General features: G+C 43.5%; 8 protein-coding genes and 1 pseudogene. 4 read left to right on the top strand and 5 right to left on the bottom strand.

Annotated features, from left to right (window positions below; all coding sequences use genetic code 11):
* The first annotated feature begins 369 nt into the window (after positions 1-369).
* Complete coding sequence (gene purM, locus IM477_RS21850; protein WP_287733445.1) at positions 370-1,395, top strand: phosphoribosylformylglycinamidine cyclo-ligase; 1,026 nt, start codon at positions 370-372, stop codon at positions 1,393-1,395.
* Between the two features lie 442 nt (positions 1,396-1,837).
* Positions 1,838-4,831, top strand: coding sequence for an MGH1-like glycoside hydrolase domain-containing protein (locus IM477_RS21845; RefSeq protein WP_287733444.1), 2,994 nt, complete (start codon positions 1,838-1,840; stop codon positions 4,829-4,831).
* Between the two features lie 94 nt (positions 4,832-4,925).
* On the opposite strand, the gene cofH is transcribed toward IM477_RS21845, so the two are convergent.
* Together cofH and psb29 are read right to left on the bottom strand one after the other, a co-directional pair.
* The gene (gene cofH / locus IM477_RS21840; RefSeq protein WP_287733443.1) at positions 4,926-6,062 is read right to left on the bottom strand and encodes a 7,8-didemethyl-8-hydroxy-5-deazariboflavin synthase subunit CofH; all 1,137 of its coding nucleotides are present in this window, start codon (positions 6,060-6,062) and stop codon (positions 4,926-4,928) included.
* Between the two features lie 137 nt (positions 6,063-6,199).
* On the bottom strand, positions 6,200-6,886 hold the full coding sequence (gene psb29 / locus IM477_RS21835) for a photosystem II biogenesis protein Psp29 (protein ID WP_170915588.1): 687 nt from the start codon (positions 6,884-6,886) through the stop codon (positions 6,200-6,202).
* A gap of 384 nt (positions 6,887-7,270) precedes the next feature.
* On the opposite strand from psb29, the gene smpB reads away from it, so the two are divergent.
* Together smpB and IM477_RS21825 are read left to right on the top strand one after the other, a co-directional pair.
* Positions 7,271-7,735, top strand: coding sequence for an SsrA-binding protein SmpB (gene smpB / locus IM477_RS21830; protein ID WP_004162719.1), 465 nt, complete (start codon positions 7,271-7,273; stop codon positions 7,733-7,735).
* Positions 7,736-7,853: 118 nt separating this feature from the next.
* Positions 7,854-8,402, top strand: a complete 549-nt coding sequence (locus tag IM477_RS21825; RefSeq protein WP_287733442.1) for a DUF2808 domain-containing protein — start codon at positions 7,854-7,856, stop codon at positions 8,400-8,402.
* A gap of 160 nt (positions 8,403-8,562) precedes the next feature.
* Here IM477_RS21825 and IM477_RS21820 read toward each other — a convergent pair whose 3' ends face one another.
* The 3 genes and pseudogenes from IM477_RS21820 to IM477_RS21810 form a co-directional block, all read right to left on the bottom strand.
* The gene (locus IM477_RS21820; protein WP_002761051.1) at positions 8,563-8,880 is read right to left on the bottom strand and encodes a KGG domain-containing protein; all 318 of its coding nucleotides are present in this window, start codon (positions 8,878-8,880) and stop codon (positions 8,563-8,565) included.
* A 533-nt stretch (positions 8,881-9,413) separates the two neighbouring features.
* Entirely contained in the window at positions 9,414-11,675 is a 2,262-nt protein-coding gene (locus IM477_RS21815; RefSeq protein WP_287733441.1) for an IMS domain-containing protein, read from the bottom strand.
* A gap of 47 nt (positions 11,676-11,722) precedes the next feature.
* A pseudogene (locus tag IM477_RS21810) lies at positions 11,723-12,160 on the bottom strand (RNA-guided endonuclease TnpB family protein); the annotation flags it as partial.
* Positions 12,161-12,272: the final 112 nt, after the last annotated feature.

Here is a 12,272-nt window from a genome sequence, read left to right as displayed (position 1 = left end):
CGGCGATTGCGTCCTGTAGGGGCGAAGCATTCGGGTAATAACCTATCGGTGACACCGTAGATTTTCTATCCGAATGCTTCGCCCGTACTTTTTCAGCAAACCCTAATTAAGCAATCTCAATTAATTGTTAGATAGTGGCGCAGGCTTCTGGTTCTTTGTATTTTATCTTTAATTGTAACCAGCTACTTAGTCGATGAGTCGATCATAGGTGCTGCGTTACGACGGATTGTCACCTTCGAGTCAAAGCAGCAATTTTGGCCGTCTCGCGCACCCTTTCCTCCCCACTTCCCAATTCATAATTCATAATTCATAATTCCCATGGGACCGAAATCTGGGTAAAATTTGAGAGATACAATCGGTCAATTGGGCATGGATTATAAAGAAGCGGGCGTGGATGTGGAAGCGGGACGCGCTTTTGTCGAGAAAATTCGCCAAAATGTGGAAAGTACCTTCCGTCCCGAAGTTATCGGCGGTTTAGGCGGTTTTGGGGGCTATTTTCAGTTACCTTCCGGTTATCGGCAACCGGTGTTAGTATCGGGAACTGATGGTGTGGGAACCAAGCTGAAAATTGCCCATAGTCTCAATCGCCATGATACGGTGGGAATTGACCTCGTGGCCATGTGCGTCAACGATGTCTTAACCTCCGGGGCTGAACCTTTATTTTTCTTGGATTATCTCGCCACCGGTAAACTGGAAGCGTCACAGTTAGCAGCGGTGGTATCGGGAATCGCTAGGGCCTGTCGTGATAGTGGTTGTACTCTTTTGGGAGGGGAAACGGCGGAGATGCCGGGGTTTTATTCGGCGGGAGAGTACGATTTAGCGGGTTTTTGCGTCGGTATTGTCGAAAAAAGTCAATTACTCGACGGCAGTAAGGTGCAAATCGGCGATGTGGCTATCGGTTTAGCCAGTAGTGGGGTTCACAGTAACGGTTTTAGTCTTGTTCGTAAGATTATCGACACCCAGGGCTTAAATTGGCAAGATTGCCCCGAAATTTTGGCCGGCTCTAGCTTAGGTGAAGTTTTGTTAACTCCCACTAGACTTTATGTTAAACCTGTGCTAGAACTTTTGCGCTCTGGGTTAGATATTCACGCCATGGCCCACATTACCGGGGGTGGCATCCCAGAAAATTTGCCCCGCTGCTTAGGTAAAGGGCATTCTGTGCAGATTTACCGCAAAAGTTGGCCGGTTTTGCCGATTTTTCACTGGTTAGCCCAGATGGGTTCGGTTAATGCCGAAGCCATGTTTAATACTTTTAATATGGGTATCGGTTTTGTGATCATTGTCCCATCAGATCTGGCGCAATTGACTATTAATCAACTACAATCCTCTGGGATTAATGCCTACCAAATCGGCGAAGTGATTGCCGGCAAGGGGGAGATTGTTGGGCTTGATTAAAGTTAGTTCAGGCTAAGAAGATTTTGCCATGAATTCCACCAAAAAATCAGGTTGACTGGCTGGGATAGCAGCAGAGTTTCGGCCTATCCCCAACCCAATTTATATTAAGTTTTTTTACTTAAGTAGTTATACTTAGTTTGCTTCTCGATAGAATTAGGTCAGAACCTGATAAGACACTTTTTCAGAGAAAAGGAGGTTATAGCCATGCAAGAAATGCCTATCTCCCAACTCTTAGGGTAGCGGTGGTCTGGGGAAAAGGTGCTGGTGACTGGAGCTTCGGGATTTAAAGGCAGTTGGTGATTTGACGCTCCCCGAAGCGCTCATGGGAGGGATTCTTGGTTCAACAAGTCCACCATACCAAGTACCTAAGTACAGGACAAAAAATCTAAGGACTGCAAAAAGCTAAGTACAGGACAAAAAATGAAGATAAAGGAGAAAAGTCATGTTGACAACTCAAGATACCCAAAAAGATAATTCCTTCGCAGAAGCTCGGAAACAAACTGAAGAATACAAACGCTTGCAAGAAGTCCGTGAACAAAATATCCCTTGGAAAAAATGGGGTCCCTATTTAAGCGATCGCCAATGGGCAACTGTCCGAGAAGATTATAGTCAGAATGGTAATACTTGGAGATATTTTGATTACGAGCAATCTCGTTCTCGTGCCTATCGTTGGGGAGAAGATGGAATATTGGGAATTTCTGATGAGCGTCAGCGTCTATGTTTTGCCCTAACCCTTTGGAATGGAAAAGATGAGCTTTGGAATGAAAAAGATCAGCATTCCGAAAAGCATCTCAAAGAAAGATTTTTTGGTTTAACAGGATTCGATAGCTGGCCTAATCAAGGAAATCACATGGAAGATGTCAAGGAATATTACTTTTATCTAGATAATAATCCCACTCATTCTTATATGAAGGCCTTGTATAAGTATCCTTATGAATTTCCTTATAAGAAGCTCATTCAAGAGAATAATAAACGAGGAAAAGATAAACCTGAATATGAGCTAATTGATACTAATTGTTTCGGCAAGGGATACTTTGATGTTGTTATTGAATATGCCAAGAAGACTCCTGAAGATATTTTAATTAAAATTACTGTTCGGAATCGAGGCTCTGAAGCTCATCCACTACATATTTTACCTACTCTCTGGTTTCGTAACACTTGGTCTTGGTTGGGAGATGCAGAAAGGGAAAAACAAAAACCAAGTTTGCAGAGAGTTTTGGAAAAAACTGGCAATAATATGGTGATCAAAGCTCATCATGGCGAGTTAGGTGATTATTATCTCTATTGTAAAGGAGATACTCCTCTGTTATTTACTGAAAATGAAACTAACAACGAACGCATTTTCCATACTCCTAATGCTAGTAAATACGTTAAGGACGGAATCAACAATTATGTCGTTAATCAAGAGCTAGATAAAGTCAACCCTGAACAGAAAGGGACAAAAGCGGCCGCTCACTATAATCTGACTATTGAAGCTGATGCTGATAAACCTCAAGTGATACGGTTGCGCTTGACAGATATTGCGCCAGATCAACTACCTGATGCTAATCCTTTTGGAAGTGATTTTGAGAAGGTTTTTGACAAGCGCAAAGAAGAAACTGACGCATTTTATCAAGCTATTACTCCTTCAGATTTTCCAATTTCAGATGAGGAACGACAAGTTCAACGACAGGCATTTGCAGGAATGCTATGGAACAAGCAATTTTATTACTATATAGTTCAAGATTGGCTCAAAGGAGATTGGTCATATCAAGACAGAAAGTGGCATAAAATATATCCCCCACGAAAAACATCTGAACACATCAGAAATAACGACCGCAATAAGAAATGGACTCACTTGCACGGTGAAGATATAATTTCCATGCCAGATAAATGGGAATATCCTTATTTTTGTGTCTGGGATTCAGCTTTTCATGCGATTACCCTTGCTTTAATCGATCCAGATTTTGCTAAAGAGCAAATATTGCTTTTTACTCAACCATGGTACAGCAAAGATAATGGGCAAATTCCGTCTTGTGAATTTGGTTTTGATGAAGTAAACCCTCCCATTCTTGCTTGGGCAGCTTTGAAAGTTGACGAAATAGAGCATGACATATATGGCTCTCCTTGCGATCAAAAATTTTTGCAATTAATCTTTGATAATTTGCAAAAGACTTTAGATTGGTGGCTAAAAAATAACAGGCTACCTAAACAATCAGGAGAAACAAAAGAGAAATATGTTTTTAAGGCTGGATTTTTAGGATTAGATAATATATCTATAGTTGATCGAAATCAATTCCTCACCCAAGAAACAGTCACAATAGAACAAATTGATGCCACAAGTTGGATAGCAATGTTTTATTTGAATATGTTGACAATAGTTACTAAGTTAGATGTAGAGAAGCAAAAAGAGCGTGAAAATTCTGCAAAAGATTTCCTGAAAAACTTCATATTAATTGTCCATGAAATAAACGAAATTGTTGACAAAAATCAAGTTGCTTTTTGGGATAGCAATGATAACTTCTACTATGAAGTTTTGAAAATTTCTCTGGAAAAATTTTCCTTAGAATTACCACTAAAATATCGCTCCATTCTTGGTATTGTTCCTTTGTTCACTGTGGAAACTTTTGGGAAAGAAACAGAAACAGATTTAACTAGGAATTTAAGAGCAAGCTTTTATAATCCAGAATCTTGTTTTGCTAGGTTTAGGAATGAGGAAGAATTCAAGTATTTACTGGGAGAAGAAGAATGTGTTGATATTCGATCAGATTTACATGAGTGCCTAGATTTATTTTTATCAATTGTCAACAAGAAGAAATTACAAAATATCATTGATAAGCTTCTTGACGAAAAGGAATTCTTAAGTGATTATGGAATTCGATCTTTGTCTAAATTTCATGAAGAACACCCGTATCAATTGGATGGTATGATAAAAATTGTATGGCATCCTGAAATTAAGGCAAATCCAGATGTGCAGCCTTTTCCAATTGAAATGAAATACGAACCTGCTGAAACAAAAACTCCTGTACATACTGGAAATTCTAATTGGCGTGGTCCGGTATGGTTTCCCATGAATTTTCTGATTATTGAATCTCTGAAGAAGTTTCATAAATACTTCAATGTCTGTTTAAAAGAAAAAGACTTTGGAGTATTATGTCCTTCAGTATCGCACCACAAAATTAGCCTTGAAGAAGTTTCAATTGAACTATCTAAGAAACTCATTAAGATTTTCCTGCCTGATTGGTCAGGGAAACGACCAGTTTACGGAGATAACCCAAAACTTCGTGAGCTTTTCAAAACCCCTGATGGTCAGGATTTAATACTGTTCTACGAATATTTTCACGGAGATACGGGTCAAGGACTGGGAGCAAGCCATCAAACAGGTTGGACAGGACTCGTAGCTAATTTGATCTATCAGGTCGGAGAATATAACTATCTCAATAGCGCACCTTCTTAATACTCAATTAACTTCAGTCGGACGGGAGAAGGAAAGTTGTAACCCGGGACAGGATCAAGCTTTCAGCTAATCCAGGATTCGGGTTAAATAGACTCTAATAGATTGTATCCCGTTGACGGGCGGGGCGATCGAGGGATTTAATCGCCGTTGCTAATTCCTCGACGGTCAAACAAGTACCGCCCACAGCCCCGGCCATAGTGGTAATATGTTCTTCCATGAGAGTACCACCGAGATCGTTGCAACCCCAGTTTAAAGCTTCTGTCGCCCCCTGTAAGCCCAATTTTACCCAACTGGGTTGATGATTTTTAATGCTATTGCCCAAATAAATCCGCGCCACTGCTGTTAATTTTAATGTATCGGCTAAAATTGGTTGATCTCGTCCGACTCGATTTCTCAGGGGTTTGGGGGCTGATTGTCCCACAAAAGGCAATAAAATAAATTCGGTGATTTTAGCCGGATAATTATTTTCTAGGGCGATTTCTTGCTGTTTTCTAATTTTTTCGAGGTGCTGCACCTGTTGGCTAGGGGTTTCAATATGACCGCAGAGCATGGTACTGGTGGTATGTAACCCCAAGCGATGGGCAATACCGACTATTTCTAACCAAGTGGCGGCATCGATTTTTTCTGGACAAATTACCCGTCTTACCTCATCCACCAACACCTCGGCAGCCGTCCCCGGCAGAGAATTGACTCCTGCTTCTTGCAGGGAAGCGATAACTTTTTCGTAACTTAAACCGTCTTCTCTAGCAATAAATTGGACTTCTTGGGGCGAAAAAGCGTGTAAATGCAGGTCAGGAAAGGCTTGTTTCAGGTTTTTAACAATTTCGAGGTAATAGTCTAAGGAATTGCCCTTAATCTTGGCTTTTGGGTTTAATCCTCCCTGCATACAAATTTCCGTCGCCCCACGACGGACGGCATCCGCCGCTTTAGCGATAATTTCCTCTAAATTAAGCCAGAAGGCCCCTTCTTCATTTTCATCGCGTCTGAATGCACAAAAACTGCAATGCTGCTCACAGATGTTACTAAAATTAATGTTGCGATTGATAACGTAGGTGACGGTATCTCCCACCTGTTGACGACGCAAAAAGTCGGCCGTTTCCCGAATCCGGGCAATTAAACGGTTATCGGTAGTTCCTAGCAAGATAATCGCTTCTTTTGCCGATAAATTCGCCCCTGACCGCGCTTTTGCCAAAATATCGGTTACGGGTGCGGTGATGGAGGAGTTAGTCACGGGAGATAAATATTAAGGGTTGCCGATCTTAATTTTAGAACGAGGTCAGAAGGAACAGTAAAGAAAGAGAGCCGATTTAATCCTTTTTCTGTTCCCTATTCCCTTGTCTGCACGCGGTAATTTCCGGTTGAGAGCCTTTATTGCGGGGTGGTTTGTTTTTCCTGTTCTTTTTGTTGACGTTTTTTCTTTTCTGCTTCTAGGGCATCTTCGATAACCTTGAGCAGCTGATCCATTTTATCAAGATTACCGCGATAAACATCGAGGTCTTTTTGCAGTTTCTCGCTGGAGAGATGGAGAATTTCTGAGAACTTTTGCAAAATTTGTTCGCGTTTTTCTTTTTCCTTGATCATGTCCGGTTGTGCTTCCGCCAAAATAGTATAGAGACCGATGGCAAACAGGCGACTATACTTAAACTTAGGCGCGTTGATAACCGAAACTAAACTATCAGACAACTGATTGTTACCACCCAGAGCAGGGTTTTGCAGTTGGGAAAGCAAGGAATCAATATTAGTTTCTTTGGCAATAGCGATCATATTTTCGGCATCACGACGATAGACTTCGGGATTACCGTTAACCGCTTGGCACAAAGCATTAAAAATATTCGGTTTATCCTCCCCCGGACGATAGCCTTCCATGAACTTCTCGAAAGAAGTAACCACACCAAGGGCATAAATTGGATCATAATGGAAATCTACATTAACGGAGAGCAGGTGCATCTCGACTAATAATTCCTCAACCACGCGCCGATACACCGAATTGATGGGGCGGGTGTGGCGAGTATAAAAATCACGCTTACTATCGGAAACAGTACGAATTTTGTCCACAGAACCAAACTTCATAAAAATTTAACACTGCTCTCATTTTCTCCCTTCTCGTTCCCCCTGACAAGGCCAGTGATCACCAAAGAGCGGCAAGCAGTCAGTCCAGAGAGAGCAAAAGAGCGAGTAAGATAGGGCAATGGGAAATGGGAAAATGGGGAAATGGGGAAATGGGGAAATGGGGGAATGGGGAAGTGGGGGAATGGGGGAATGGGGAAGTGGGGAAATGGGGAAATGGGGAATTTCAACTAAAACCCTAAAACCCCAACACCCTAAAACCCCAACACCCTAAAACCCTAAAACCCTAAAGCCCCAACACCCTAAAACCCCAACACCCTAAAACCCCAACACCCCAACACCCAACAGCTTTTTCACTTTTCACTTGACTATATGGCCAATCAAGACGACAAAATCAAAATTATCAGTGATAACCGGCAAGCACGCCATCTCTACGAGATTTTAGAGACTTTTGAAGCGGGGGTGCAGTTGCTGGGGACCGAGGTTAAATCCGTGCGTGCCGGTAAGGTAAACCTGCGGGATGGTTACGTTTTAGTCCGCAATGGTGAAGCGGTGTTAATTAATGTTCATATTTCCCCCTACGAACAGAGTAGCGAATATTTTAATCACGATCCGCGCCGGACGAGAAAATTGTTGATGCACAAAAAGGAAATCAGCAAACTCATCGGTCAAGTGGAACAGAAAGGCTTAACTCTTGTGCCTTTGAAGATGTATTTTAAAGGTAGTTGGGTAAAAATCAGCATTGGCCTCGGTAGAGGCAAGAAATTACACGATAAACGCGAAGATTTGAAACGTCGTCAGGATCAACGGGATATGGCGCGAGCGATGAAGCGTTAACCAAGACACTTATCGGACTGGCAAAGGTCTAGGTAAGAAACGAGCGGGTTTTGTTACAGTTGAACTGTATTAGGCTCCTTGCGGCCGTCACCATCCCCCTCACTTTGGGTTAAAATTTATGTTAAAAGTCTTGACAAAAGTAATTAAATATGCTAAAGCACCCGCTTTAATTGCTCTATCTTTAGCTGTGGGTGCGGGGATTATTTTACCAAAAATAACTTTAGCCAATGGCAACCCCGGCCTAACCATTTTTAGTGGAGTCGATCGCAAGGATATTTTAGATTATTTCTTGCAATTTGGTGGTCGTCCCCGGCAAATGGATCGTTATAAACTCTATATTCCCCCGAAAAAACTCTCCCAAGGGGCCTCGGCTTTTTTTATTTCCTATCCCGATTATTTTAACGGCCAGTTTGACACTAATAAAATCGAGGTACGCACCAACGGCAAATCTTTACCTTTAAAGGAAGTGATTTGGGATAAGGATAGTCGCATTATTCAAATTGTCCCCGAACAACCGATCGATCCGACCAGCAAAGTTGAAATCGTCATGTCTAATGTCAGAAATCCTGAATTAGGCACTTATTACTTTACCTGTGATGTGATTGCCTCTGGCAATATTCCCGTCCGTCTCTACGTTGGGACTTGGATTGTCAGTATCGAACCTTAAGTATTTATTGGGGGGATGGGGAAATGGGGAAATGGGGAAATGGGGGGATGGGGAAATGGGGAAATGGGGGAATTCAACTAAAACCCTAAAACCCTAAAACCCTAAAATCCCAACACCTAACACCTAACACCCTCTCAGCCCGAGAAAAAGTCAACCAAAGTCAACTATTTGCCTCCGAGTTGCTAAAATCTGAGTAGTTTTCACCTATAGACTCGTTGGCTGGGGAATTTTCTTCGGAGTTTGAGTTTTTGCCACTGCCTTTGTGAGAATTTTTGCCCCCTTCCCGTCCGATAGCTGCCATGTGGGCGCGATCTCGGCTAACCGCTTCACCACCTTTTCGTCCCGCTTCGCGAGCCTCTTCGGAGGTAAATTCGTGGGCTGTACCTTTTTGATGAGCAGCTTTACCACCTTTACTAGCGATTTCCCGTTGTTTAGCTTGATCCATAGAGGCAAAACCGCGTTTACTCTTACCTGTCATAATATCCCTCCTGTGTGAATGCTGATTTTAAAAGTTCTTAAAGACTTATGCGAGATTTTTAAAACATCAAAATCATGGTCTTGTCGGTGGGCAAAACATTGAGATTGCCCCGCTTTTTTCCTCTAAGAACTATGGATTCCTACCTAGTATCATAACTCATTAGCTTGACTTCTAGGGAACTAATTACAGCGATAAAAGAGCGTATTTTATGTTAAAAAATATTAAGCGAATCGAGCATTTATCAGTCTAAAGATATAGAAGTTATCTTAATGGTGAGGTACAAAGTTTGCCTTTGCAGGAGTCGGTCTTCAGTTATCAGTTATCAGTTATCAGTTATCAGTTATCAGTTATCAGTTATCAGTTATCAGTTATCAGTTATCAGTTATCAGTTATCAGTTATCAGCTTTTTTCTCCCTGCTCCCTTCTCCCCACTTCCCCACTTCCCCACTTCCCACTGAAAAGGCTGCCATGCAGCCTTTATTGGGTGTGCGGGCAGCCTAAAGCCTAGTTTTTGGGGATTTAATCGGGAAAAATCAGGGTAAAACTTTGGTTTTTAAGACTTCGGTGTTTTCGATCAACCATTTATCTCCTTGCCGTACCAAATCATAGCGCACGTTCGAGGACTCATTATCGGAACTATTGACAATTTCTTTGCCATTATGGAAATACATCGTCTTTTCGTTTACTATCGCTTCCACCGTCGCTAAATTAGGATTTTTCGCATTATTAGTGACCGACCGCACCTCCACTTGATGATCGTAGTGCCGATAGTTATTTCCCTGTAAAGCCGCCGCTCGTTTTTGCCAAAGTTCCAAGGCTGAACCTGTTAAAACCTCTTTCAATTGCTCTTTTTGGTGTTCACTGCCAAAAGCGGCCGATTTTGCTGCTAACCAAGCTTGAATCGTCTCCTTGGCTGTTTCCTTGTCCAAGGGAATCCCTTCCATCACTTCCGCATTAGCCGAGGGAATTTCTAGTATGGGAGTATTTAAAGAAATCGGTAACTGTTCCCCTTGCAAGGCTGCCAAAGGAGATTGACTATCGACAATTGCCTTTACCCCCAAGGACAAAACCGCGATTGTTCCCACTAATCCTACCCCTAATATCGCCACTCGATCGAGTCGCAGTTTTCTGCGGGCTGGTCGTCTCCGTTTCGGTGCGACTACGGCAGTTTTTGCCGTTTCTAGGGCTGCCGGCCCGGAGTTGCCTGCTGCTTGGTGGCGCGGGCGACTAGGACGACGACGGGGGGGATTAAGTGCCGGTTGACGATAGGCTGCTGTCACCACCACACTACCCTGAGTATAGGGGGTGAGAGTTTCCTCCTGAGCGGTGGCTCTCAGGGCAGGTACAGCAGTGCTTGTCCGCTCACCGTTAACTCTAGCTAAAGACGGTTTTTGGGGACGAGAGTGGGAAGAAGAATAAGCAGATTCCCTCATCGGTGTCACTCCTGGCACTGGGTTTAAATGGGTGGGGGGGGTGTGGGTTTTCAGAACATTTACTTCCGATTCTAAGGGTTCGCCAACCTTTTCTTGAACCGATACGGGAACTTTTTCGTCAGGAAAACCTGACAATTCTTCTAAATAATTTTGTACTTCTTCCTCGGCAAAATACTCTTTGAGTGAGGCTTTCCGCTCGACTAAATCACTAAAATGGCAGAAAACTTCTGTTTGTAACCAACGCTCACCGTAACGACATAGCCCGGGTAAAAGATCGGCAGATTGCCCGGATTGTTCCTTAATATAATTTAATATTTCTTGCTCTTGACTTTTTTCTAAAATTGTGCTTGCTCGTTCCGTCTGACCGAGCAGTAGGGCGCAGATCGATCGCTCTAGGGAGACATCCTGATGTTTTTGTAATTGCTGTAGGCGATCGCTGGCTGCGACAATAGCGGCGGGTTGTTTTTGGGCGAAACCGCGGGCGATCAAGGCATAGACCAGCAGATAATTACCCACCGCCGAGGGGCGTTGTGCCTCTTTTGCCCAGATTTTCTCCTGTTCGGCCTGAGTTAAATAAACCCGTAACTGTTGAATAAAGCGTAAAAAATTATCCACCCCCAACCCAGAGCGATCGTCACCCTGGCCATCGATGCCGCCGCGAGCGGCCAACATCTCCTCCAAGAGATTTAAGCCGCGCTGACGGGCAAGACTAGGTTTTTTTTCTTGGGATAACAATTCCAGTATCCGGTAGGGACGCAGGCGATCGCAATCATGGCGAATCTCGCTGGCCACTTGCGGGAACATTTGTTCTTGTTCCAACCAAGTCAGGGCCTTGGCCGCGGTGCTGGCGGCTTGTTCATAATTTTTATCCTGCCAATATTCCCGACTTAATTCCCCGTAGGCCAAGGCCAAGGTTAAGATCATGTCTGGGCGAGTAGTTGGCTCTAAATCTAGATAAGTTTCGGCCAAACGAATCACTAACTCGTATTCTCCCAACTCTTGCAGGATGAGCAAAGCTCCCACCAGATCGGCGGGGGCAATGGTAATCTGGGGAGTGGGATATTCCGGCGAAGCCGCGGCCGCCTCCCCACCCTGAGAATCTAGGTTTTCGGCACTGCTTTCTGGGTTGAGAAGCAAGGGATTGGGGTCGAAAAATTGAGCATCGTAATCACGACGGCGATCCGCAGCACTTAACACTTGGTAAGCTTCATCTAACAAGTGCTGACGGGCAATGATCGCTGTTTGACTGTATTCTTGACGTGGCAATTGCCGTCCCCGGTCGGCGTGGGCCAAATCAATCTGCTCGGCACTCACCTGAAAGGGGATTCCCAATATCCTGTAGTAGTCGAGAGGAATTCGCACGGTTAGCTGTACCTCAACTCTGGAGAGTCCTTAGTAATCTACTCCCGTTAAAGCGTCAGCTTAACGGGAGCTTTCTGTAACCCTAAACTTATCGGGCAAGCCAATAAATTCGGCTCTCTGGGCTGGATTACACTCAGCCCCAAAAGTCTAATCATCTTGCTACCGTTTGCGTCTGCGTCACCAATCCAACCACAAGTCTTATTACTACACTTAAACGATTTACCGCTTCTAATTCCGATATGTAGGCAACAATGACAGGTTTGAGAGGTATATCGTGGATTGACCGCGATAACCTCAACTCCTTCCTTGATGCCTTTGTATTCGAGAAATTGTCGAAGTTGATAGAAAGCCCAAGAGTTAGACCGTCTTCTCTCGGTCTTGTTTCGTGGTTGTTGGTTGGTTCTCTCTCGAATACCGGTTAGGTCTTCAATAGCGATAATCGAGTTAGTTAATTTTGCCTCGGCAACGATAGCTTTACTGATTACTTGACACTCTCCGCCCTAAAAGTGCGGAGATTCTTGGGCTGAATCTTGCCGCTACTAGCAAAGCTAATTTTGGTCTTACAGTTTCATGTCTAGTCCGACTACACCTACAAGG

Origin of the sequence: Microcystis sp. M090S1 (genome assembly GCF_020246295.1) — a bacterium.
In the GTDB taxonomy this organism is placed as follows: Bacteria; Cyanobacteriota; Cyanobacteriia; order Cyanobacteriales; family Microcystaceae; genus Microcystis; species Microcystis aeruginosa.
Note: the sequence above shows the minus strand (reverse complement) of the source record. Positions and strands in the feature narration are given on the sequence as shown.

What these genes read in the sequence shown, in the direction of transcription:
- purM (WP_287733445.1), top strand. Translation starts at nt 370, where the DNA reads ATGGATTATAAAGAAGCGGGCGTGGATGTGGAAGCGGGACGCGCTTTT.
- IM477_RS21845 (WP_287733444.1), top strand. Translation starts at nt 1,838, where the DNA reads ATGTTGACAACTCAAGATACCCAAAAAGATAATTCCTTCGCAGAAGCT.
- smpB (WP_004162719.1), top strand. Translation starts at nt 7,271, where the DNA reads ATGGCCAATCAAGACGACAAAATCAAAATTATCAGTGATAACCGGCAA.
- IM477_RS21825 (WP_287733442.1), top strand. Translation starts at nt 7,854, where the DNA reads ATGTTAAAAGTCTTGACAAAAGTAATTAAATATGCTAAAGCACCCGCT.
- IM477_RS21820 (WP_002761051.1), bottom strand. Translation starts at nt 8,880, where the DNA reads ATGACAGGTAAGAGTAAACGCGGTTTTGCCTCTATGGATCAAGCTAAA.